General features: G+C 68.3%; 25 protein-coding genes. 4 read left to right on the forward strand and 21 right to left on the reverse strand.

Annotation, left to right across the window (positions count from 1 at the left end):
* Positions 1-18 precede the first annotated feature (18 nt).
* The 3 genes from ACIPV5_RS11555 to ACIPV5_RS11565 are packed head-to-tail and all read right to left on the reverse strand — an operon-like array spanning position 19 to position 2930.
* The gene (locus ACIPV5_RS11555; protein ID WP_372983493.1) at positions 19-1716 is read right to left on the reverse strand and encodes a bifunctional 3'-5' exonuclease/DNA polymerase; all 1698 of its coding nucleotides are present in this window, start codon (positions 1714-1716) and stop codon (positions 19-21) included.
* A gap of 25 nt (positions 1717-1741) precedes the next feature.
* On the reverse strand, positions 1742-2473 hold the full coding sequence (locus tag ACIPV5_RS11560) for a zinc ribbon domain-containing protein (protein ID WP_053096298.1): 732 nt from the start codon (positions 2471-2473) through the stop codon (positions 1742-1744).
* A 34-nt stretch (positions 2474-2507) separates the two neighbouring features.
* The gene (locus ACIPV5_RS11565; RefSeq protein ID WP_394194083.1) at positions 2508-2930 is read right to left on the reverse strand and encodes a YchJ family protein; all 423 of its coding nucleotides are present in this window, start codon (positions 2928-2930) and stop codon (positions 2508-2510) included.
* A 22-nt stretch (positions 2931-2952) separates the two neighbouring features.
* Between ACIPV5_RS11565 and ACIPV5_RS11570 the strand changes: the two genes are divergently transcribed.
* Positions 2953-3792, forward strand: coding sequence for an aldo/keto reductase (locus tag ACIPV5_RS11570; protein WP_053096303.1), 840 nt, complete (start codon positions 2953-2955; stop codon positions 3790-3792).
* 54 nt (positions 3793-3846) lie between these two features.
* Here the strand turns inward: ACIPV5_RS11570 and ACIPV5_RS11575 are convergent, their stop codons facing one another.
* Positions 3847-4683: a helix-turn-helix transcriptional regulator gene (locus ACIPV5_RS11575; protein ID WP_400341058.1), complete on the reverse strand. Its 837-nt coding sequence runs from the start codon at positions 4681-4683 to the stop codon at positions 3847-3849.
* 100 nt (positions 4684-4783) lie between these two features.
* Here ACIPV5_RS11575 and ACIPV5_RS11580 point away from each other — a divergent pair, with 100 nt between their 5' ends.
* Positions 4784-5548 carry an SDR family oxidoreductase gene (locus tag ACIPV5_RS11580; protein WP_400341059.1) on the forward strand — a complete coding sequence of 255 codons (765 nt, stop codon included), beginning with the start codon at positions 4784-4786 and terminating at the stop codon, positions 5546-5548.
* A 27-nt stretch (positions 5549-5575) separates the two neighbouring features.
* On the opposite strand, the gene ACIPV5_RS11585 is transcribed toward ACIPV5_RS11580, so the two are convergent.
* On the reverse strand, positions 5576-6466 hold the full coding sequence (locus tag ACIPV5_RS11585) for a TIGR01777 family oxidoreductase (protein ID WP_187249695.1): 891 nt from the start codon (positions 6464-6466) through the stop codon (positions 5576-5578).
* 101 nt (positions 6467-6567) lie between these two features.
* Here ACIPV5_RS11585 and ACIPV5_RS11590 point away from each other — a divergent pair, with 101 nt between their 5' ends.
* Complete coding sequence (locus ACIPV5_RS11590) at positions 6568-7401, forward strand: zinc-ribbon domain-containing protein (RefSeq protein ID WP_320488411.1); 834 nt, start codon at positions 6568-6570, stop codon at positions 7399-7401.
* 29 nt (positions 7402-7430) lie between these two features.
* Here ACIPV5_RS11590 and ACIPV5_RS11595 read toward each other — a convergent pair whose 3' ends face one another.
* Complete coding sequence (locus ACIPV5_RS11595; RefSeq protein WP_400341060.1) at positions 7431-7805, reverse strand: hypothetical protein; 375 nt, start codon at positions 7803-7805, stop codon at positions 7431-7433.
* 130 nt (positions 7806-7935) lie between these two features.
* Here ACIPV5_RS11595 and ACIPV5_RS11600 point away from each other — a divergent pair, with 130 nt between their 5' ends.
* Positions 7936-9024, forward strand: coding sequence for an AAA family ATPase (locus ACIPV5_RS11600; protein ID WP_053096315.1), 1089 nt, complete (start codon positions 7936-7938; stop codon positions 9022-9024).
* Positions 9025-9057: 33 nt separating this feature from the next.
* Here the strand turns inward: ACIPV5_RS11600 and ACIPV5_RS11605 are convergent, their stop codons facing one another.
* The 15 genes from ACIPV5_RS11605 to ACIPV5_RS11675 all read right to left on the reverse strand — a co-directional run bounded on the left by ACIPV5_RS11605 (position 9058) and on the right by ACIPV5_RS11675 (position 21454).
* Complete coding sequence (locus ACIPV5_RS11605; RefSeq protein WP_053096318.1) at positions 9058-9861, reverse strand: sigma-70 family RNA polymerase sigma factor; 804 nt, start codon at positions 9859-9861, stop codon at positions 9058-9060.
* Positions 9862-10031: 170 nt separating this feature from the next.
* Entirely contained in the window at positions 10032-10346 is a 315-nt protein-coding gene (locus ACIPV5_RS11610) for an HU family DNA-binding protein (RefSeq protein WP_053096320.1), read from the reverse strand.
* A 241-nt stretch (positions 10347-10587) separates the two neighbouring features.
* Positions 10588-10986 (reverse strand): flagellar assembly protein FliW, encoded by a 399-nt coding sequence (locus ACIPV5_RS11615; protein ID WP_400341061.1) that lies wholly within the window; start codon positions 10984-10986, stop codon positions 10588-10590.
* Complete coding sequence (gene flgL / locus ACIPV5_RS11620; protein WP_072591334.1) at positions 10983-11870, reverse strand: flagellar hook-associated protein FlgL; 888 nt, start codon at positions 11868-11870, stop codon at positions 10983-10985. The genes ACIPV5_RS11615 and flgL overlap by 4 nt, the downstream gene beginning before the upstream one ends.
* A 16-nt stretch (positions 11871-11886) precedes the next feature.
* Entirely contained in the window at positions 11887-13293 is a 1407-nt protein-coding gene (flgK, locus tag ACIPV5_RS11625; RefSeq protein ID WP_285365416.1) for a flagellar hook-associated protein FlgK, read from the reverse strand.
* A 7-nt stretch (positions 13294-13300) separates the two neighbouring features.
* Positions 13301-13762 carry a flagellar export chaperone FlgN gene (flgN, locus tag ACIPV5_RS11630; protein ID WP_222839304.1) on the reverse strand — a complete coding sequence of 154 codons (462 nt, stop codon included), beginning with the start codon at positions 13760-13762 and terminating at the stop codon, positions 13301-13303.
* 141 nt (positions 13763-13903) lie between these two features.
* On the reverse strand, positions 13904-14152 hold the full coding sequence (csrA, locus tag ACIPV5_RS11635) for a carbon storage regulator CsrA (RefSeq protein WP_053096324.1): 249 nt from the start codon (positions 14150-14152) through the stop codon (positions 13904-13906).
* A gap of 89 nt (positions 14153-14241) precedes the next feature.
* Positions 14242-16308, reverse strand: a complete 2067-nt coding sequence (locus ACIPV5_RS11640) for a flagellar biosynthesis protein FlhA (RefSeq protein WP_053096325.1) — start codon at positions 16306-16308, stop codon at positions 14242-14244.
* Positions 16309-16360: 52 nt separating this feature from the next.
* Positions 16361-17464 carry a flagellar biosynthesis protein FlhB gene (locus ACIPV5_RS11645; protein WP_056278827.1) on the reverse strand — a complete coding sequence of 368 codons (1104 nt, stop codon included), beginning with the start codon at positions 17462-17464 and terminating at the stop codon, positions 16361-16363.
* Positions 17461-18222, reverse strand: a complete 762-nt coding sequence (locus tag ACIPV5_RS11650) for a flagellar biosynthetic protein FliR (RefSeq protein ID WP_042541108.1) — start codon at positions 18220-18222, stop codon at positions 17461-17463. The genes ACIPV5_RS11645 and ACIPV5_RS11650 overlap by 4 nt, the downstream gene beginning before the upstream one ends.
* Positions 18222-18497 carry a flagellar biosynthesis protein FliQ gene (gene fliQ / locus ACIPV5_RS11655; protein ID WP_042541106.1) on the reverse strand — a complete coding sequence of 92 codons (276 nt, stop codon included), beginning with the start codon at positions 18495-18497 and terminating at the stop codon, positions 18222-18224. Before fliQ ends, ACIPV5_RS11650 begins: the two co-directional genes overlap by 1 nt.
* Positions 18494-19342, reverse strand: a complete 849-nt coding sequence (fliP, locus tag ACIPV5_RS11660; RefSeq protein ID WP_400341062.1) for a flagellar type III secretion system pore protein FliP — start codon at positions 19340-19342, stop codon at positions 18494-18496. Before fliP ends, fliQ begins: the two co-directional genes overlap by 4 nt.
* A gap of 128 nt (positions 19343-19470) precedes the next feature.
* Positions 19471-19902: a flagellar biosynthetic protein FliO gene (locus ACIPV5_RS11665; protein ID WP_400341063.1), complete on the reverse strand. Its 432-nt coding sequence runs from the start codon at positions 19900-19902 to the stop codon at positions 19471-19473.
* Positions 19903-19904: 2 nt separating this feature from the next.
* A complete protein-coding gene (locus ACIPV5_RS11670) occupies positions 19905-20561 on the reverse strand; it encodes a FliM/FliN family flagellar motor switch protein (RefSeq protein ID WP_053096328.1) in 657 nt (218 codons plus the stop codon).
* Complete coding sequence (locus tag ACIPV5_RS11675; protein WP_285365411.1) at positions 20561-21454, reverse strand: flagellar motor switch protein FliM; 894 nt, start codon at positions 21452-21454, stop codon at positions 20561-20563. Before ACIPV5_RS11675 ends, ACIPV5_RS11670 begins: the two co-directional genes overlap by 1 nt.
* Positions 21455-21481: the final 27 nt, after the last annotated feature.

Raw genomic sequence — 21481 nt, forward strand, 5'->3', positions numbered from 1 at the left:
GTCTACGACCAGGCTGCGCTACTTCTCCGCCGACTCCGCGATGCGGAGATCGAGCGGCACGTCGATCGGGAAGTTGCCGAAGAGGCGGCGGGTGGCCACAGCCGCGGCCTCGCGCACCGCGTCGGCTGCAGCATCCGCCTGCTCCTGCGGGACATGCAGGATCACCTCGTCGTGCAGGAAGAAGGCCAGGTGCGCGCGGGAGCCGAAGATCCCGGATGCCGGAGCTTCGCGCTCCGCGACGGGGAGCAGTTGCAGGCGATGCCTGATCTCAGCCAGCCAGATCAACGACCACTCGGCCGCGGTCCCCTGCACCACGAAGTTGCGCGTGAAGCGGCCCCAGTCGCGGGCCCGACGCCGGGCGAGGGCGACCTCGGCAGGGTCGGCATCCGCGCCCGTAGCCGCAGCCTGCATCGCCTCCCACTCCGTCGACGGGCGAGGAGACGATCGTCCCAACCACGTCGAGACGACTCCCCCGTCCTCTCCGAAACGGGCGGCGCGGTCGACGAGGGCCATCGCGCGCGGGTACACCTTGCGCAATCGAGGGACCAACCTGCCGCTGTCACCGGTGGTCGCGCCGTACATCGCCCCGAGGACGGCGTACTTGGCCTCCTCTCGCGTGGCAACCGCGCCGGACTCGACGACACCCTCATAGAGGTCCTTGCCCTGGGCCGCCCGCGCCATCGCTCGGTCACCGGCCATGCCGGCCAGCATCCGCGGCTCGAGCTGCGCGACATCCGCGACGACGAGCGTCCATCCGTCGTCAGCGCGCACGGCGGCGCGCAGATTGCGCGGCAGCTGGAGGGCGCCGCCACCCGCCGATGCCCATCGTCCCGTCACGACGCCGCCCGTGATGTAGATCGGTCGGAACCGGCCGTCGTGCACCCACTCGGCGAGCCAGGCCCACCCGTTGGCGCTCAGCAGCCGCGACAGCTTCTTGTAGGCCAGGAGCGGTTCGACCACGGCGTGGCTGTGCTGGGCGAGTTCCCACCGGCTCGTCGACTCGACCTGCACGCCGACGCGGTGCAGAGCGCGCAGCAGCTTCGGCTGGCTCTCGAGGTTGAGCGTGGGGTCGCTGAGGATCGACCGCACCCTCTCTCCTTGAACCACCATGCGGCTGGGAAGGCCGCCCGCGATCGGTCGAGTGCCCAGGATCTCGGTGAGGATGCCGTCGTGCACGGACTCGTTCCACGGCAGGCCGGCAGCGCGCATCTCCTCGGCGATGAGGCCACCCGCCGACTCGGCCGACGTGAGCAGGGTCAGCCGCCCGTCCTTGCTGTCGCGCAGGACTCGGCGCTGCTCGCGGTACTGATCGAGCGCATCCGCCACGGGGTCGTGCGAATCGCTGTGCTCGGCGACCTCGAACAATGCCGGTGCGTCGTCGACGGGTTCGCGTCGCACCCACGACGCGGACGGTGCGAGCGGACGAGCGACGGTGTCGGTGTCGCGGAGGATCGCGTGGCAGAGCACCAGATCGTGCGATCGGCCGAGAAGAACACCCGAGGCGAGCAGCACGGGGTAGATCTCCCGGGCGCTGCGGATCACCCACCGGGGCGGATCGACGCGTTCCTGCTCGGCCACCCACACCGGCATCTCGGTCGGAGAGAGCTCTGTGCGCGCGACCTCGACATCGTCCGAGTCGAGCTCCACGGCGATGTATGCACCGGTCGCGCCCTTGACCAGGGCGATCCGACGTTCGGTCTGGAGCCGCGAGCTCACCGCCGTCGCGCTCGCGGCGCGCGGATCACAGCCCGGATTCCTCGGTGCGCACCAGGATGCACCCGCACTCGGGGCAGGACACCACGAGGTCGTCTGCCGCATTGCGGATGTCGTTCAGGTCGGTGCCGGGGAGCAGGATCCGACATCCCTCGCACGTTCCGCGGGTGAGCAGCGCCGCACCGGCACTGTTCGCAGCGCGACGCGTGTACTCGGCGAGGAGCGGCGCCGGAAGGGTCGCCGTGACCGCCTCACGGTCGCGAGTCAGCTGCGCGATCAGATCGGTCGCAGTCGCGACGTCGGCCTTGGCCTGAGCGGTGAGCGCGGTGCCCTCCGCGGTGGTCGTCCCGAGCAGTGCCTGCTGAGCGGCGACCGCCGCGTCTGCGTCCTCCACGCGCCCCATGACGTCGAGCTCGATATCCTCGAGATCGCTCTGGCGCTTGGCGAGACTGGCGATCTCGTGCTCGAGAGCCTGCGCCTCCTTCGAGTTCGTCGCCGTGGCCAGTCGATCGGCGTCACGGGCGCGACGCTGTTCGACGAGCTTCACATCGGCTTCGAGACGCGTGAGCTCGGTGCGAACGTCATCGCGCACACCCGTCAGAGTCGTCAGCTCTCGGAGCTGCTCCTGACGGATGGCGACGAGCTCGGCGATGCGAGCGGCCTGCGGCGGCTTGGTGCGCGCGCGCTCAGCCTGCGCGATGCGCCGGTCCAGGTCGGCGACGTCGAGCAGGATGCGCTGGTGTTCTGGGCTGGCGTTCACGCTCTCAAATCTAGTCGCTGCCCGGCCCCGTCCATCACCCGACCTGTCCGTCGAGGTACAGCCAACTGCGCTCCTCGCGCACGAAGCGGCTCCGTTCACGCAGCGAACCGCGCTCGGCATCCTGCCGCCAGAACGCCTCGAACTCGACCACGCCCTCTCGGTCGAAGGGGCCGCCGTCGACCCGATCGATGATCACGAGCCGCCGCCACACCACGTCGAGGTCGAGCTCGAGGTCGGTCGGACGGGTCGACGGATGCCAGGACGCCAGGAGGTACGCGGCATCCCCGATCGCGAACGCCGTGAACCGGGAGCGCATCAGGCGTTCGGCCGTCGGCGCAGCGGCGCCGCCGAGCAGCGGGCCGCAGCATCCGCCGAAGAGATCTCCGGAGCCACAGGGACACCGCTCGGCATTATCGGGGACACCGTCATCCGACGCCATCCTCTGCACCACGCTCATCGCTCCAGCGTACGCTGGCGCCATGACGGCTCTTCCTCACTTCACGGCACACAACGGCTTCGCTCTTCCGGCTCTCGGACTCGGAACATACGCGCTCGACGGCGACGCGGGTGCGGATGCGGTCACCACGGCGATCGGGGCCGGATACCGCCTGATCGACTCGGCCTTCAACTACGAGAACGAGGGGTCAGTCGGTCGCGGCGTGCGCGCATCCGACGTGGACGCCGCAGAGCTCATCGTCACGACCAAGCTGCCCGGACGCCATCACCCGCGCGCGAAGGCGCGGACGAGCATCGAGGAGAGCCGGTCGCGGCTCGGGGTCGACGCGATCGATCTGCATCTGATCCACTGGCCGAACCCGCAGCAGGACGAGTACGTGCAGGCCTGGGAGGCGCTCGTCGACGCTCAGCAGCGCGGCGTCGTGAGGCAGATCGGCGTCTCGAACTTCCTGCCGGAGCACCTCGAGCGCATCGAGCGGGAGACCGGGGTCAGGCCCGTCGTGAACCAGATCGAGGTGCACCCGTACTTCCCGCAGACCGATCAGCTCGCCTACCACCGGGAGCACGGCATCCTCACCGAAGCATGGAGTCCTCTCGGTCGGGCGAAGCAACTCATCGAGGAGAGGGTGATCGGCGAGGTGGCTGCCGCCCATGGGATCTCCCCCGCGCAGACCGTGCTCGCCTGGCATGTGGCACGCGAGACCGTCGCGATCCCGAAGGCGTCGTCGCTCGAGCATCAGGTGTCGAACCTCGCGGCCGGAGCGATCGTGCTGTCGGATGCGGAGGTCGAGGCGATCACGGCGCTCGGACGCCCCGATGGGCGACTGTTCGACGCGGATCCCGCATCGCACGAGGAGTCCTGAGGCGTCCTGAGGCGTCTCGGTCGTAGAGCCTCGGACGACGGCGCGTCACGGCTCTCAGACGCGCTGCGTCCCGAGCACTCTGAGCAGCTCGAGCTTGCTCTCGGCGTCGGTGCCCGGCGCCGCTGTCAGGACGATGAGCGCCTGGGATTCGTCCTCGGTGAAAAGCGCCTGGCAGTCGACTTCGATCGGACCGATCTCGGGATGGATCAGGACCTTGTGGTCCTCGAAGCGCCGCCTGACCTCGTGCACCTCCCACAGCTGTGCGAACTCCGGGCTGAGCGACGCGAGCTCGCGGACGATCTCGCCGGCGCGAGACCGCTCGCCCAGGGCGCCATAGGCGGATCGGAGGGAGGCCACGAGCACACGACTGTGACGCGGATGATCCTCCTCCGGGTACCGCCGGCGCTCGTCGTCCGGGTGCGCGAACCAGCGGTAGATCCCACTGCGCTCGATCCCCTCCAGACCGCTCGCGTCGCCGAGCAGAGCGCGTGCTGCGTCATTCTGGATCAGCACCTCGTCGAGCGCGGAGACGACGAATGCGGGCGTGTCGTGAAGCCGGTCGAGCACGCGGAGCATCCCCGGATGCACGTAGTCGGTGAAGATCGTGCGGTCCGGTGCGCTGTGTCCGCAGACCCGATGCAGGTAGTCACGCTCGTCGGGGGTCAGACGCAGCGCCCGTGCGAGCGAGCCGAGGATCTGTACGCTGGGCTGCGGCCCGCGCTGCTGCTCGAGCCGCGCGTAGTAGTCGGTCGACATGGCGGCGAGCTGCGCGACCTCCTCGCGTCGAAGCCCGGGGGTGCGTCGACGCGCCCCCGCACCGAGGCCGACGTCGGACGGCTTCAACTGCTCCCTGCGGCGCACGAGGAACTCGGCCAGTGCTTCTCTGTCCACCTCTGCAGTATCTCGTGCTCTGCCTCGCGCATCCAGGGACGCCCGATCCCTGGATGCGCCATCTCTGGAGGGCCTGGGCGAGAGCACGAAGAGTGGACGTATGAACATCAGCGGAAACACCATCTTCATCCCCGGTGCCACGAGCGGTATCGGCCTCGCCCTCGCTCTGCGGCTCAGCGATCGGGGCAACAGCGTGATCGTGGGCGGGCGTCGCGCCGAACTGCTCGACGAGATCGCCGCGGCGAACCCGGGCATCCACACCGTCCGGATCGACACGACGGACGCCGACAGCATCCGGGCGGCCGCGCAGACGGTCATGGCCGCCCACCCCTCGCTCAACGTGGTCATCCCGATGGCCGGGATCATGCGGGTCGAGGACTGGACGTCGCCCGAGGGGTTCCTCGACGACGCCGAGGCCATCGTCACCACCAACCTCCTGGGTCCGATCCGGCTGATCGCGGCCTTCATCGAGCACCTGCGCACCATGCCGGACGCGACGATCATGACTGTGTCGTCCGGTCTGGCCTTCGCGCCGCTTCGCGTGACGCCCACCTACAACGCGACGAAAGCGGCCATCCACATGCTCAGCGAATCTCTGCGTCTGCAGCTCGCCGACACGAGTGTGAGCGTGCTCGAGCTCGAACCGCCCTCCGTCCGCACCTCGCTCATGCCGGGGCAGGAGACCAGCGAGTTCGCGATGCCACTCGACGAGTTCGTCAGCGAGGTCGTCGACCTGATCGGGACCCAGCCCGATGCGACCGAGATCCAGGTCGAGAACGTGAAGTTCCTGCGCTACGGCGAAGCACGGGGAGACTATGCGCAGGTGGTCGAGACACTCAATCGGCGCGACCCGCACGGGCACTGAGCCTGCACGGCAGTCGTCGTCGCCCGATCACAGCGCGGCGTCGACGGCCTGCTGGGCTGTCCTGTGCCGAAACTCGAAGCCCGAGCCTTCGAGCGCGCCGGGTCTGACGTCCGCATCGGAGAGCAGCAGCGAATCGGCGGCCGACCGACTCAGCGCGAGCCGGAGGGCCCAGGCAGGAGCCGGGATCCAGAACGGTCGGCGCATCCTCTTCGCGAGGGCGCGACCGATGTCGTTCGCCGAGGCACGCGTCGGCCCGGTGAAGTTGACGGGCCCCTCGAGGCGCTGGTCGATCACGTGTCGGATGCCGCGCACCTCATCGTCGAGAGAGATCCATGGCCAGATCTGGGTGCCGGGCCCGATCGGACCGGCGACCCCGAAGCGAGTGAGCTGGATGAGCGGCTTCAGCACACCCTTGCGATGGATGATCGGAGCGGTGCGCAGCAGCGCGACCGTCGTCTGCTCCCCCGCGCGCAGCGCCTCCTGCTCCCATCGGACGCACAGCTGCGCCAGGAACGTGTCGCCCGCGAGCGACGCCTCGGTCAGCACCTCGCCCGGCGCCGAGCCGTAGTAGCCGACAGCGGATGCCGACACGAACGCCGGAGCATCGTCTCGCAGGGTGCGCACCGCCGTCGCGAGCGTGCGGGTGCCCGTCAGTCGGGACTCGACGAGTTCGCGGCGATACCGTCGCGTCCAAGGCAGACGCCCGACGCTCGCACCACCCAGCGCGACCACGGCGACAGCGCCCGCCAGCACATCGGGGTCGAGCTCGCGCTCCCCCGGCATCCACTGCACCTCGGAGGGATCACGCGGAGGGCGACGCACGAGGGTCGTCACCTCCACACCGTCCGACCGCAGCGACGAGGCGAGCGCCGTGCCGATCAGGCCCGATGCGCCACTGATCACGATCCGCTGCGGCATGACGACTCCCTCTGTCCGTTCATCGGACTCATTGCTCTCCGCGAGTCTGTCACGTCCAGCCCCTCCTGGCGATGTCCGGAGTGCCCGGTAGGTTGCCCGACGTGACCGAACCCGTGCAGTCGTGGTGGGCGAGACGCCAGTTCTCGCGAGGACGCGAGGTGCCCTACGAGATCGGCACCTATCGTTCGCAGTGGGCCGCCTACCCCGAACTGATCCGCCAGTACCACCCCGAACTCAATCACGGCATCGCACTCTCGCAGGTGCCGTTGGCGGCCGATGTGCTGTTGTGCTGGGAATGCCGAGTGGGCCATCGTTTCGCCGCCACCCCCGCTGAGCAGCGCGAACGCCCCGGTCGGGTGCGCCGCCAGTCGGCGTGGTGCCCGGAATGCTCGACGCTCGCCAGGCCCCAGCCGGTCGTGCTGGGCGAAGCCCGCGCGATACCCCGGCGGCCGAAACGCCCGCTCACCCTCTGCAGCAAGACGCCCGATCTCCCCTCCGGCGAAGCCTTCTCCAGCGTCTGCGCCCCGGCACCGGCATCCGCCGCCGAGGCCAGACTCCGCGCCATGCTCGCCGCCCGCATCTCCGTCACGACCGGTGTCAACGCGGTCAAAGTCTCTCGCCCGTTCTTCCGCCATACCGAGGTGTGGCCGGACATCCTGCTGCCGGAGCTCCGTGTCGCGATCGAGTACGACACGGTCGGGCGCCACGGACTCGAGCATGTCGGCACCCGCGAGCAGACCGATCTCCGCAAGGATCGCGCGCTGCGCTCCGCCGGCTGGGAGGTCATCCGGGTTCGCACCGGACGGCTCGAACCACTGGGACCCCACGATCTGCAGATGCCTTCGGTGACCGCGCGGGGAATCGATCGCATCATCGACGAGCTTCGCGAGATCCGCGGGGCGCTGATCGTCGACGCGTTCCTGACGCCGGACTGACGGTGCCGCCGGGAGCGGCACGCTCGCAGTCAGACCTCGGGGAGATCGCCCGCCTGCTTCACGACCGCATCCCACTCGGACTGCAGGAAGATGGCCTCGCCGGCGGCGACGATCTGGGCGTTGTCGTTCGGCCCGAGCTCCGGCCGCATGGTGAGTCCGCCGACCTCGAGGCTCGGGATGCTCTGCTTGATGCACTCGACGCTGCCGCGCACCAGCAGCTCCGCCGTCTGCTCCGGTGTCGTCGCGGCGCCCATCACGGCATCGTCATGGGCGATGAGGATGACCTGCCATTCGGGCTGACGATCGTCAGGATCCAGCGTGAACTGCAGCAGCCCCTGCGGCGCGGCCTCGACCACGATGACGATCGACCCCGCGATCGGCTGCTCGCCTGCGTTCGTCCCCATAGCGGTCCCCTGACCCGGGCGTCCCCACGCCCGCTGTCCGCTCAGGATACTGCGAAATTATCTCGCCGAACGCCTTACGGCAGTCCGATCTCAACCGATATATCAACACGGGGAGCGAAGGAGAAGGATCTTGACCAGCACCTACATCGAGACGGGCGGACACGTCCGCGTCTACGACGACGCCGTCCGCACGCATCATGAGTTCCCTCTCGGCACCTATCGGGTGCACTTCACCTCGAAAGAGGGCTTCAGCCTGATCAAGATCGACGACCTCACCGTCGGCACCGAGCGCGTCTACGGCGGCCGAGACAGGAAGGTCGACAAGATCTTCCGGTCCTACGCCCTCTCGGACCGCAGCCTGGGCGTGATGCTCTCCGGCGACAAGGGGATCGGCAAGACGCTGTTCCTTCGCATGGTCGCCGAGGAGGCCCTCGAGCAGTGCCTGCCCGTCGTGATCGTCTCAGAGGACAACGACGGCATCGTGGAGTTCCTGGACACCCTCGACGAGTGTCTGATCATCTTCGACGAGTTCGAGAAGATCTTCCCCGCTGGCCGCCGCGGGGGCGCAGAGGGAGGCAATCGACAGAACCAGTTCCTGTCCCTGTTCGACGGCCTCTCGTCCGTGAAGCGCATCTACTGCCTCACGGTGAACGACATCAGCGACGTCAGCACGTACATCGTCAATCGCCCCGGCCGGTTCCACTACCACATGCGATTCGAGTACCCCGGTCCCGACGAGGTGCGCCAGTACCTCATCGATCAGGCCCCCCACGCGGACCCGGACGAGATCGAGAACGTCGCGCTGTTCTCGCGTCGCGCTCGCCTCAACTACGACCACCTCCGCGCCATCGCCTTCGAACTCGAGCAGCCGGACGCGCTGTTCGCGGACGTCGTGGAGGATCTCAACATCAAGGCGGTCGAACCGAGCACCTATCGCATCGAGGCTCGCTTCCCCGACGGCAAGGTGTGGTCGGATGAGGTCGAGATGAACCTCTTCGAGCGCGGCGACGTCGGTCGCACGTTCGAGCTGCGCCACGCGACACGGTCGATCTTCGCCTCCTTCGTACCGAAGGATCTGATCTTCGAGCCGGACGGCGGCATCTTCGTGCCGATCCACAAGCTCGAGCTGCTCGACGATGAGGACGAAGAGCCCGAGGTCTACCCGACGACGGTCAGTCTCATCCTGGTGGGTCAGCCCAGCTACGGCTTCGGTCTCTGACGGCCCTGCGGCCACGCGCGTGCGCGCGACGGATCAGACGCCGACCGCGTGCGACAGTATCGCGCGCGTGAACCGCTGACCGCCGGCAGCGAGGCGCTCGAAGTACGCGTCCAGCGCCGACGCGGAGGACCGCGCTGCCGGTGCTGCCTCACGCTGAGGGGTGTCGGCGTAGTGCCGATCCAGCGCATCTCGAAGCATGCGCACCGCTTCCGCACGCTGCTGCGAGACGGCGGCGTGGGAGACGCCCAGCTGCTCCGCGAGATCCTTGACCGTGCGGTCCTCGAAATAGATCGCCGTGATGATCGCCCGCTTGCGCTCGGGCAGCGCGTCGACGGCGCGCCGCAGGAACTCGTCGCGCTCGGAGGCGATCGCGAGCTCCTCGGGCAGGTAGCCGGTCCACACGATCTCCGGCGCGTCCGGCGCATCGAGACTCGTCAGCAGACGCTCGGCGTCGGCGAGCCCTTCGCGCGCGACGGCGGTGTCGACGCCCATGGCTGCCGCGATCTCCGCCACAGTGGGCGTGCGACCGAGGGCGGCCGTGAGTGTCTGTCGGACCTTCGTCGTCTGCTTGGCTCGCACCCGAACATCTCGAGGCGCCCAGTCCATCGACCGCAGCTCGTCTTTCAGCGCCCAGTTGACGCGTCCTCGAGCGAACGCGCCGAAGGGCACGCCGAGGGTCGCGTCGAACTTCTCGGCCGCGCGGACCAGCGCGAACGCACCGGCAGAGGCGAGGTCGTCGCGGGAGACATGCGTGAGTCGAGACGCCACATATGCCGTCGCCGCACCGACGATGTGCAGGTGATCGACCACGAGCTGGTTGCGGGCACGCATAGGCATCGGATTCGCCTCTTTCACTGTAAGTGCAAGCCCTCCCCAGCGACTCACAGCGCGGCCTCTCCCCAGTGGCCAGAACTACATCTGACTACAGACTAGGGGTGCGACGGGCAAGAAATATCCCCGGAGGCCAAAACCTCCGGGGATTCTCGTTTACGTTCAGATAACGATGACTAATCGTTCACCTTGACGCGGCGGTTCACCTCGCGCGTCGCGGAGAACTTCAGCACGGTGTAGTCGTTGACCTCGGCGTCTCCGTCGTCCTTCGCGAACTGCACCCGGTGCCCCTTGTGCGTCTGCGGATAGAACTTGCCGAAGTTGGTGAGTGTGACCGTGTTCCCGCGGCCCACGAGGTCGAGGAGCTCGTCGATCATCGCGTTGTACGCCGTCTGTGCGGCCTGAACCGAGATGCCACCGCGTCGTGCGAATCTCTGCACGAACTCCCGCTTGCTCACCCGATTCGTCTCGAGCGTCCTTGATGTGCTCATGTCGTCTTCCGTCCCATGGAATGTCGCTCGTCACCGAGCGTCGTGCGCTGTACCCCTACCAACCGCATCCATGACGTGCCCCAGGTCCCGATCTCCTGCGACGACGCCGGGATCCCGCCAGTACCCCAGCCTGTGCTCTTAGAGGATAGATGCTCTTCCTTGGTATATGCGGTGAATCTCGGAATTCTCCCCGTGCCGGGAGTCCACCATGTCGAAAGAGCCGTCGAACGTCACGCCCTGCTCAGGCACCCAGCAGGGCACGGATCGGGTAGCGCTGATCCTCGAGGATCGCCTGTGCGGCACGGCCGGATCCGGTGTGGATCAGGATCGGCGCACGCAGGTTGATGTACACGCCGTCGGCAGAGGGGTTCGCCACGACGAACACCCGGATCTCCGACTCGTCGGCGGCGCCGATCTCGGACTGCACGTCTGCGGGGATGCTCGGCTCGTAGCCGTAGTCCCCGGATCGCGGGTCGAGGAGGAACAGGCGCACGTCGGCATCCGTCGCGCGCAGCGCGTGCAGGCCCTCCGCTCCGTCGATCCGCTCGAGGGTGAAAGACGTGTGCGGAGCGAGTCCGGGCATCGGCGAAGCGAACTCGACGTCGACCGTCGCCGTCGTCCGGTCAGTGGGTGCGCTCATCGCAGGAACTCCATCAGATTGGTCTGCAGCGAGCGGGCCGTCACCTGCAGGGCGGATTGGAACACGAGCTCGGCCGACTGCAGGTGCACGAGCACCTCGAGACTGTCGACGTTCTCGACCTCGGCACGGCGCGCTTCGAGGTCGATCGACGAGGAGAGATTCTGCGCCGACGCGCGCTCGATCTGCACCTGACGAGCACCCGTGGATCCGCGAGCCGCGGTGACGTCCTTCAGCCGCGCATCGATGTCGCCGAGACGCGAGCCGACCTCGGCACCGCTGCGCAGTTCCGCCGCGATGTCGTTCAGCAGGGCGAAGGCGCTGTCGGCCCCTTCACCGAACGCCTGAGCGCCGTCGAAGTCCACGCGCACGGTCTCGTTCTCGCTGATGCGGCGATGCACGCCGTCGCCCGCGCCGCCGTTGAAGCTGAAAGTGGTGGGATCGAACGCGGCTCCCGCATCGCTCGTTCCCGCGAAGACGCTGCGGCCGAGCACCCTCGTGTTCGCCTTGGCGAGCAGCTCTGCGCTGATCGACTCGAGCTCCTGGGCGATCGACTCGCGAGCGGTCGGGCTCAGCGCGCCCGAGTTCGCTCCCTGTGCGGTGAGATCACGCGCGCGGTTGAGCAGATCGGCGCTTGCGCCGAGAGCGGTGTCGACCGTGGTCACCCACGCCATCCCGTCGCTGAGGTTGCGGGCGAACTGAGCGACGCGCGCCTGATCACCGTGCACACCGAGCGCCGTGGCCGCGGCGGCCGGATCATCGCTCGGCGAGCGGAAGGCGCGCTGCGACGCCGCCTGATCCTGCAGCCGTGCGCGATCCGCGAGGTTGGTCTGCAGTGTGCGCAGCGACTGCTGCGTCATGGTGCTGGTCGTGATTCGACCGATCATTTCACTCTCCCCAGAGTCAGCGGCCGACGAGGCCGGTGCGGTTGATCAACAGATCCAGTGCCTCGTCGACGGCCGTCAGAACGCGAGCCGCCGCCTGGTATGCGGTCTGGTAGGTCAGGAGGTTGATCGTCTCCTCGTCGCCGTCCACCGAGGCGTTCGACTGCTGCGCGGTGACCGCCGCGACCGCGCCCATATCGGCGATGTCCGCACGCTGCAGATCCCCGGCGACGGCGACTGCGAAGCCGGTGACGAACGTCGACCACGTCTTGCTGGGCCCCGTCGCAGATGTCCCGAGCGCACTGATGCGGTCGGCGATGGTGGTGTCCTTCGCGCCCGCACCCGGCGCTGCCAGTGCCAGCTGATCGAGTCCCGTCGGGACGACACGGAGTCCCAGCGCCGCCGGACCCGAACCGTCGAGCGCGAAGAAGTCGCCTCCGGCCGCTCCCGACGAGGTGACGCCGGTGCGGTGCACATCGTTCACGGCGGTCGCGAGCGCGGTCGCCGTCTCGTTGTAGGCGGCCGCGACACCGGCGAGCGTCCCCCCGTCGGACGCGGGGGCCAGAGCGCTGATCGTGCCGCCGACGACGCCACCCGTGATCGGCACCGCGAGGTTCGGTCGATCCGCCCATGAGACGGTGATCCGACCTGCGTCCGCGATGTCACGCGGTCCGCTCGCGACGAGCGCTCGGCTGCTGTCGCCCGACACGAGCGCATTGCCGTCGACGCGAAGAGTCAGTGTGCCGTCCGGCTCGACGATGCCCTTCGCACCGACGGCCGACGAGAGCTGCTGGGCGAGGACGCTGCGCTGGTCCATGAGCTCGTTGGCGTTGCGCCCCGATTGCAGCGCCTCCCTGATCTGTCCGTTGAGAGTGGCCACCTGGCTGGCAGCGGCGTTGACGTCGGCGAGCTGACCGTCGACCTGACTGCGCAGGTCGTTCCACTGCCCCGCAATGGTCTGGTAGCCCTCCGCGATCTGTCCGATGAGCACGTCGGCATTCGAGAGCACGACCTGCGCCGCTGCCGGATCCGGCGTGTTGGCGAGGTCGGACCAGCCCGACCAGAACCTGTTGAGGTTCGCGGCGAGACCGTCCTTCGTGGGTTCGGCCAGCACGTCCTCTGCGCGGCTCGCTGCCGTCGCACGAGCCGACCAGAAGCCGGAGGTCGACAGCGCGTCGCGCACACGGGCATCGAGAATGTCGTCGCCGAGCCTCGCGATCCCGGTCACGCCCACTCCCCCGCCGATGGCGATGCCGGATGGCCAGAGCCCCGTCTGCCCCGGCGCCGAGAGCGAGGTCTGCTCCACCCGCTGGCGCGTGTAGCCCGGAGTCGTCTGATTGGCGATGTTCTGACCCGTGACGGTCATCCCCGCGCGTGCGGCCGAGAGCGCGGATTCTGCGAGGCGGAGCCCTGCGAAGGAAGACATGGTTACCTCAGACCCTGGTGTCGAGAAGTCGGGCGTCCGCGCCGCGGACGACGTCGCCGTGCGTGTCGTATTCGCCGGTCGGCACCCCGAGGCCGGCGATCGTCTCCTGCGTCACCCGGATCGCCGTGCGCAGACGCTGCTCGTTGACCTTCTTCATGTCGCCGATCTCGTCGGCCAGAGTGGTCATGGCCTCGAGATGACCCGACAGGATCTCGCGCCACGCGTCGGTCGGCGCAGCCTCGATCAGATCGCGGAGCGTCGTCGCCTCGGGCACGCCCCACTCGTCAGCCACCGCGATGACCAGCGTGTCGCGCGACAGTGCGACGGTCGGCATGGCCGCGAGGACCCGCTCGATCTCGTTCGCCGCATGGTGGATCCACCGGTTGCGTCCGGTCGCGAGCAGCATCTGCTGCTCGTCGAGCTTGAACAGCAGCACCTCCAGCAGATCGCGCTCTCGCATCAGTTGCATGCTCAGGTCGTGAGCGGCCACGATTCGTCACCTCGTCATGTCGCGGTTTCCATGACGGGATCGCCCGTCACATGAACGACTATCGCGACAACGCTCGACGCAGTAACTCGGAGTCCCGGAGATGACACTCCGAGCGTCCGATCATGGAGCAGGGGTGGTTCTGCCCAGGGCGCCGAGAATGAGCGATTCGGCGGAGTCGTCGGAGGAGGTCTGCACGGCCTCCTGATTCGCATCGCTCACGGCGATGACGATCTCGGCGCGGTTGATGCGCTTGTCGCGAGGGGCGTCGATGCCGACACGGACACCGCTCGGCGTCACGGCGAGGATCGTGACGGTGATGTCGTCGCCGATCACGATGCTCTCGTTGGCGCGTCTCGTCAGTACCAGCATGCGTCGTCTGCCTTCCATGGCGTGAGCGCCGGTGCGCCCTCTGCTCACAAACGTATCGCACTCAACTCATAAATGAGCAGAATCGAGCGCTACAACGCGCCGCTGGGAAGAGCCGACTGCGTCATGCGGACGACGCCGACCACGTCGGTCGCGAGACCGCCCGCCGCAGCCTCGTCGTAGGAGAGCACCGGAAGGCCGCTGACCTGCGATGACACCATCCGACGCACCGCCTGTCGCAGCGACGGCGCGCAGACGAGAACGGGCTCCGGACCGACCTGGTCGAGTTCGGCGACAGTGCGGCGCACGTTCTCGAGCACCTGCATCGTCGCCTCCGGCGTCAGCACGATCTGCGGGTGACCGTCGACGACGCGCATGCCCTCGAGCATCTGCTGCTCGAGGATCGGCTCGAACATGACGACCCGGATGCGTCCGTCCTCGGCGAAGCGCGAGGCGATCGCCGGCCCGAGCGCCGCCCTGGCCGCGTCGATGAGACCCGCCGTCTCCGTCGACGTCTTGCCTCGGAGTGCGAGCGCCTCGTAGATACGCGCCAGGTCGTTGATCGGCACCCGCTCGGAGAGGAGCCCCGCCAGCACGCGCTGGATCGCGGCGAGCGACAGCACGGCCGGGGTGAGTTCCTCGACCGTCGCAGGGCTGGACTGCTTCAAGTGCTCGGTCAGCTGGCGGACGTCTTCGAGGGAGAGCAGGCGGTCGGCCTGGCTCTGCACGATGTCGGAGAGGTGGGTGATGATGACGCTCGCCCGATCGATCACCGTCGCGCCGGCCATGTCGGCGGCGTGCGACATCTCGGCGGGGACCCACTTGCCCTCGAGACCGAACACCGGGTCGACCACGGCCGTGCCCGGAAGCTGCTCGAGTCCCGTGCCGATCGCGAGAACGTGGCCCCGAGGAACCGACCCGCGTCCGGCCTCGACCCCGGCGATGAGGATCGAGTACGTCTGCGCGGGCAGCTCGATGTTGTCCCGCGTGCGCACCGGCGGCATGAGGATGCCGATGTCGAGGGCGAGCTTGCGGCGGAGGGACTTCACCCGGGTGAGCAGATCTCCCGCTCCCCCTGAGGCGAGATCGACGATGTCGGGAGACAGCGAGATCTCGAGGGCGTGCACGCGCATCCGGTCCATGAGGTCCTCCGGGCCCTCGGTGCCGGCCTCGACGGCCTCCTGCTGCAGGGCATCCGCTTCACGTGCGGCATCGCGGTCCTCGTTCGCCTTCACGCGGGATGCCGCGAACAGCAGTACTGCACCGATCGCCAGGAAGATCACGAGCGGCATCCCGGGGATGAACCCCATGGCGATGGCGGCGAGTCCGGTGATCACCAGGGCGTTGCGGGACTGCATGAGCTGACGGCCGGCGGCCTGACCCATCTCGGCCTCCGCGTTCTCACGCGTGACGATCATGCCGGTCGACACCGCCATGAGCAGTGCGGGGATCTGGGTCACCAGCCCGTCACCGATGGTGAGGATGCTGTACGTCTCGAGCGCCTCGCCCACGTCCATGCCGTGCTGCACCATGCCGATGATGATGCCGCCGACGAAGTTGATGACCACGATCACGATGCCCGCGATCGCATCTCCCTTGACGAACTTCGACGCACCGTCCATCGCACCGTAGAAGTCCGCCTCCGCGGCGACCTCTGCGCGTCGCCTGCGCGCCTCGTCATCCGTGATCAGACCGGCGTTCAGGTCGGCGTCGATCGCCATCTGCTTGCCCGGCATGGCGTCGAGCGTGAAGCGCGCGCCCACCTCGGCGACGCGCTCGGCACCCTTGGTGACCACGACGAACTGGATGACGGTGAGGATGAGGAAGATCACGGCACCGATCACGAGTGAGCCGCTGATGGTGATCTGACCGAACGCCTGGATCACCTGACCCGCGTGGGCCTCGCTGAGCACGAGGCGGGTCGACGCGACGTTGAGGCCGAGCCGGAAGAGGGTCGCGACGAGCAGCAGACTCGGGAACACCGAGAAGTCCAAAGGCTTCTTCACGAACATCGCGGTCAGGAGGATCAGCAGCGCGAACGAGATGTTCAGGACGATGAGCACGTCGAGCAGACCGGTCGGGATGGGCACGATGAGCAGGAGGATGATCCCCACCACACCGACGGGAACAGCCCCCTTGGACAACAGCTGACCGATCATGCGTCTCGCCTTCTGATTCTCTCTGCTCGTTCTGATGTGCTCGCGGCCGGACTCACAGGCCGCGGTCCCTGGTGCTGGCGAAGGGCATCGTGTGCGTTCCCCTGGCCGAGCCTCGACGTTTGAGGTGCTCGATGAAGGCGAGCACCTGGGCGACCGCGGTGTAGAGCTCTTCGGGGATCTCCCGCCCGATCTCGCAGGCCGAGTGCAGCGCGCGTGCGAGAGGGATGTCCCTGATCATCGGCACGCCGTTCTCCTCCGCCTTCTCGCGGATCTTCTGCGCGACGATCCCCGCGCCCTTCGCCACGACCCGTGGCGCCGACTTGCCCGGCTCGTAGCGCAGCGCCACCGCCACGTGCGTGGGGTTCACGAGCACGACGTCGCTGTCGCCCACCGCGGCGATCATCCTGTTGCGGCTCATGGCGAGCTGCCGCGAGCGGCGCTGGGAGCGCACGAGCGGGTCGCCCTCGGTCTTCTTGTGCTCGTCCTTGGCTTCGTTCTTCGTCATGTGCGTGTGCTTGCGGTTGCGCCGCATGACCACCGCCACGTCGATCGCTGCGAGCAGGATGCCCACCGCCACGGCGACCTGCAGCAGCGCGACCGCTCCCCCGGCCGCCTGCTCGAGCAGCCAGGTGATGTTGTGGCTGCCGCTGGCCATCAGTACCGGGACGAGACCCGAGACGACGATCCACAGTGCGAGCCCGATGGCCACGGTCTTCAGCAGCGCCTTGGCGCCCTCCCAGAGCGCCTGCCGGCCGAAGACGCGCTTGACGCCCGACACGATGTTGAACTGCTCGGTGCGCATGGTCACCCCGCGCAGGTGGATGCCGCCCTGCGCGACCGCGGTGGCCGTGGTGGCGAGCAGCACCACCACCAGCATCGGGAGCAGGATGCCACCGAGCGAGGTGATGGCCGAGCTCAGCACATCCATGGCAGCGCCGTCGGTGGGGTTCATCGCGACGGGCGTCACGGCGAGGAACAGCTCGGTGACCACCTGCGTGCCCGAGGCGATCGTCGGCACCATCATGACGGCCGCGGCGGCGATGCAGACCCAGGCCGTGAAGTCCTGGCTGCGGCCGATCTGGCCCTTCTTCCGCGCTTCCTTCAGGCGACGCTCGGTCGCCTTCTCGGTGCGTTCGCCGGTGTCGGTCTCGCTCATCGGGTCACCCCCAGGAGCAGTCGCGCAGCCTCCTCGGCGATCACGGCGACCACGCTCGGGAGCGCCGCGTAGACGAATCCGACGAGCAGGAGCGTGAGACCGATCTTGATCGGGAAGCCCATCGCGAAGGCGTTCAGGGCGGGCGCGACGCGGCTGACCAGACCGAGTCCGACGTCGGCGAGGAAGAGCACGATGAGCAGCGGTCCCGCGATCTGCACCGCGCTGAGCATCATCTGTCCCGCAGCGCCGACGAGCGCCTCGGCGGGCTTGGCGAGATCGATCATGCCGGTGACCGGCACCGCGTCGAACGATCGGAACAGACCGCCGAGCACCAGCTGGTATCCGTCCGAGGCGAACAGCAGCATGATCGCGGTCATCTGGAACAGTCGGGTGAACTGTGCGCCGTTGATCGCCATGCCGGGATCGAAGGCCTGGGCCAGCTGGAACCCGCCGAAGGTGTCGACGAGGTGGCCGGCGCCCTGGATCGCGCTGAAGAGCACCATCACGAGGAAGCCGAGGAGCGCCCCCGTGAGGGCTTGCCCTGCCAGCGCGAGCATGAAGGCCCCGGTGTCGAGGCGCTCATACCCTGCGGTCACGACCGGTGACACGGCGAGAGCGAGACCGACGCCGAGCATCGCGCGGATCCGCATCGGGATCGTGCCGTGACTGAACGGCGGGGCGAGGACCAGGAATGCCGTGATCCGCACGCAGGCGAGCGAGGTCGCCTCCAGCCAGGTGAAATCGATCGGGATGTTCATCAGCCGCCGTTCAGCAGCGACGGTATCCGCGCGAACATCTCGTTCGTGAACGCGATCATCTCGGCGATCATCCAGTGCCCCGTGACGAGGAGCGCGATGCCGACGGCGACGAGCTTCGGCACGAACGAGATCGTCATCTCCTGCACCTGGGTGATGGACTGCAGCAGCGAGATCGCGAAGCCCACCACCAGGGCGGTGATGAGCAGAGGCGCGCAGAGCTTCGCACCGACGATGAGCGCCGCCTGACCGATGTCGATGACCGCTTCGGGGTTCACCCGCCACCCCCGTTGTAGGACTGGACGAGCGCGGTGATGACCATGCCCCATCCGTCGATGAGCAGGAACAGGAGGATCTTGAACGGCAACGAGATCATGACGGGCGGCAGCATCATCATGCCCATCGACATGAGTGCGCTCGCGACCACCAGGTCGATGACGAGGAACGGCACGAAGATGATGAACCCGATGAGGAACGCCGCGCGCAGTTCGCTGATCATGAAGGCCGGGACGAGCGTCTGCAGCGGGATGCTCGCGGCGTCGGTGGGGTTCTCCATCTGCGCTGCGCGATGCATCAGCGCGATGTCCTCTTCGCGCGTGTACGAGAGCATCCACTGCCGCAGGGGCTCCTGGGCGAGCTCGAACGCCCTGCCGAAGTCGATCTGGCCGTCGGTGAACGGCGCGACGGCGACGGTGTTGATGTCGGTGAGCACCGGCCACATGATGAACAGCGTCAGGAACAGGCTGAGACCGGCCAGCACCTGGTTCGGCGGGATCGACGGCAGCGAGAGCGCGTTCCGGGTGAGGGCCAGCACGACGAAGATCTTGGTGAAGCTCGACATCATCAGCAGCAGCGCCGGAGCGACGCTGAGCACGGTGATGCCCAGCAACGTCATGATGCTGTCGGACGGCGCCCCGTTGATGCCGTTGATCGTGACGCCGTCGCCCTCGCCGTCACCGACCTGAGTCGGGACGTGCATCGCCGCTGCGTGCGCCCCTGTGGCCTGCAGCAGCACGAGTGCGGTCACGACGACGAGCGCCGCGGCGAGCAGCACCCACACGCGGCGAGGCAGTCGCGGTGCGCGCGCAGACGTCGGCGCGGCGACTGCGGCGGATGCGGGCACGGCGGCACTCCGAAGATGGGTGGCGTGGCCGATCCGTAGCCAGGGGGTCGAGCGATCCGTGCTCGCAGTCGACTATCGCGACATCACGAGGTGCACGTAACCGCGTCGACCGATGCGCTGACCGCGCATCAGGCGACCGAGCGCAGCGCGCGGTCGACGATGTCGTCGGGCATCTCGACGGAGGCGGATCGTACGTCCGAGGAGACGACCTCCTCCTGCTCGAGAGGAGGAGCCTCCTGGGTGTCGACGACGTTGATCCCGTGCTCCGTCACGCCGAGCACGTAGCGGATGCCGCCGAACTCCGCTACGACGAGCTGTGCCTTGCCGCCGATGCCCGACCTCGCCACCACGGTGATCTTCTCCGGGCGCGCACGCGGCGCCGCGGCGGGCCGCGTCGGCACGATCTCGGTCAGCTTGGCGAGCTTCTTCGGCATCAGCCCTGCCAGCGGACTCACGCCCTTCGCCTGCGACTTCTGCAGGCGGCGGCTCAGGAAGAGCAGCAGCCCGAGCACCGCTCCCAGCGCGACGATCGCACGGAGCGCGACGAGGATGTCGTCCACGCTCAGACCGTCTCGGCGCTGTCGAGGATGCGCTCGACGCGGATCGCGAAGTCGCCCTCGGCGACGACGACCGTGCCGTGCCCGATCAGTCGGCCGTTGAGCTTGATGTCGGCGGGAGACCCGGCGGCGCGGTCGAGCTCGACCACACGGCCAGGCTCGAGCGAGAGCACGTCGCGCACCGGCATCCGCGTGCGCCCGATCTCGACCACGAGCTCCATCTCGACCCCCGCGATGCGGTTGAGCCGCTGCGGACCCGACGCGGATGCCGCCCTGGCTCCGTCGATGCGCACGGATGCGCGCGCCACGACGCTGCCGTCGGCGTCGACCATGTCGAACACCTGGGTCCCCGAATCGGTGAAGACCTCGGCGGCGTCGACCACGGCTCCGTCGCCGAGCGAGCCGCTGCCGAGCACGGCGGCGGCCGCCTCGAAGATCGGGTGCAGGCGATCGGCCAGCTGAGCGTTCTTGGAGCCGTCCTCGAGCTGCGACGGGTCGATGACCTGGATCGCGATGCGGGCCCCGGGGCTGCCCGTGAAGGTGACGACCACCGCGTCGCCCGACGCGCCGGGGTCGGTGGACGGTGCCGGGATCACGGGGTAGCCGAACGGCAGCTTGCCGGCGATCGCCGCGGCGATGGCGGTCTCGTGGAAGGTGCTCATCAGTGGGTCTCCTCATGGGTGGTCGTGATCTTGCAGGTGAGGCGCGAGCCTCTGCTGCCCGGTGTCGCGAGAGCTATCCGGGTCTGCCCGGCCATGAGCTCGTACGGCCGGGTCTCGGGGTGAGGCAGGCGCAGCAGGTCGCCCGGTGCGAGATCGAGGATCTCTCCGGTGCCGATCGTGATCGGCGCGAGGCGCAGCGTCAGCTCCAACGGCGTGCTGCGCACCTGCTCCAGGGTCTGATCCGTCGAATGCGCCGATGCCGCGTCCGATCCCGTGGCCGCGAGGCGGTCGACGACCGCGGTCGCCGGCAGCATCACCGTCGCGGTCGACTCGGAATCGCCGAGACGCATGGTGTATCGGGCGACGATCACGGCCGCCGTCGCGGAGATGACCTGCATGTACTGGGGGTTGTAGTGCACCGCGGTGAAGCGCGGTGCACCAGGGAGCAGGGCGCCGAGGCTGGCGTGGAGGTGCTCGAAGGTGCCCTCCATCAGGTTGCGGACGAGGGCGAGCTCGATCGGCGTGAAGGTGCGGGCTTCGGGAAGCGATGTGCTCCTGCCGCCCATCATCTGCACCACCCACAGCAGGGCGCTGTCGAGGCCGAACTGCACGACGCACGGCTCGTCGCGGTCGGCGAACGAGCCGGCGACCATGGCCGTCGTGCCGGGCAGGGTGTCGGCGTACTCCTCGTAGGACACGAGCTCGACGGTCTCGAGTGCGAGGTGGGCGCGCACGCGGATCTTCGCCGTGAGCTGGGACGACCACAGCCGGGCGAACGACTCGAAGGCCGCTTCGAGATGGCGGGTGCTCTCGCGTCCGAGCTGGGCGGGGCGTCCGAAATCGTATGCCGGATGGCGCAGGGCGGGGTCATCGAGCACGGCGGATGCGGTCATGACGGTCTCCTCGACGGTGGTGTTCAC

Source organism: Microbacterium sp. NPDC090014 (assembly GCF_044748285.1).
GTDB lineage: Bacteria > Actinomycetota > Actinomycetes > Actinomycetales > Microbacteriaceae > Microbacterium.

Bases quoted from the DNA above. Each gene is read 5' to 3' on its own strand.
- flgL (WP_072591334.1), bottom strand. From the start codon at position 11,870: ATGATCGGTCGAATCACGACCAGCACCATGACGCAGCAGTCGCTGCGC.
- ACIPV5_RS11640 (WP_053096325.1), bottom strand. From the start codon at position 16,308: ATGATCGGTCAGCTGTTGTCCAAGGGGGCTGTTCCCGTCGGTGTGGTG.
- ACIPV5_RS11585 (WP_187249695.1), bottom strand. From the start codon at position 6,466: ATGCCGCAGCGGATCGTGATCAGTGGCGCATCGGGCCTGATCGGCACG.
- ACIPV5_RS11570 (WP_053096303.1), top strand. From the start codon at position 2,953: ATGACGGCTCTTCCTCACTTCACGGCACACAACGGCTTCGCTCTTCCG.
- ACIPV5_RS11610 (WP_053096320.1), bottom strand. From the start codon at position 10,346: ATGAGCACATCAAGGACGCTCGAGACGAATCGGGTGAGCAAGCGGGAG.
- ACIPV5_RS11595 (WP_400341060.1), bottom strand. From the start codon at position 7,805: ATGGGGACGAACGCAGGCGAGCAGCCGATCGCGGGGTCGATCGTCATC.
- ACIPV5_RS11650 (WP_042541108.1), bottom strand. From the start codon at position 18,222: ATGAACATCCCGATCGATTTCACCTGGCTGGAGGCGACCTCGCTCGCC.
- ACIPV5_RS11615 (WP_400341061.1), bottom strand. From the start codon at position 10,986: ATGAGCGCACCCACTGACCGGACGACGGCGACGGTCGACGTCGAGTTC.
- ACIPV5_RS11580 (WP_400341059.1), top strand. From the start codon at position 4,784: ATGAACATCAGCGGAAACACCATCTTCATCCCCGGTGCCACGAGCGGT.
- flgK (WP_285365416.1), bottom strand. From the start codon at position 13,293: ATGTCTTCCTTCGCAGGGCTCCGCCTCGCAGAATCCGCGCTCTCGGCC.
- ACIPV5_RS11675 (WP_285365411.1), bottom strand. From the start codon at position 21,454: ATGACCGCATCCGCCGTGCTCGATGACCCCGCCCTGCGCCATCCGGCA.
- ACIPV5_RS11565 (WP_394194083.1), bottom strand. From the start codon at position 2,930: ATGAGCGTGGTGCAGAGGATGGCGTCGGATGACGGTGTCCCCGATAAT.
- ACIPV5_RS11670 (WP_053096328.1), bottom strand. From the start codon at position 20,561: ATGAGCACCTTCCACGAGACCGCCATCGCCGCGGCGATCGCCGGCAAG.
- ACIPV5_RS11645 (WP_056278827.1), bottom strand. From the start codon at position 17,464: ATGAGCGAGACCGACACCGGCGAACGCACCGAGAAGGCGACCGAGCGT.
- ACIPV5_RS11605 (WP_053096318.1), bottom strand. From the start codon at position 9,861: ATGCCTATGCGTGCCCGCAACCAGCTCGTGGTCGATCACCTGCACATC.
- csrA (WP_053096324.1), bottom strand. From the start codon at position 14,152: ATGCTGGTACTGACGAGACGCGCCAACGAGAGCATCGTGATCGGCGAC.
- flgN (WP_222839304.1), bottom strand. From the start codon at position 13,762: ATGCAACTGATGCGAGAGCGCGATCTGCTGGAGGTGCTGCTGTTCAAG.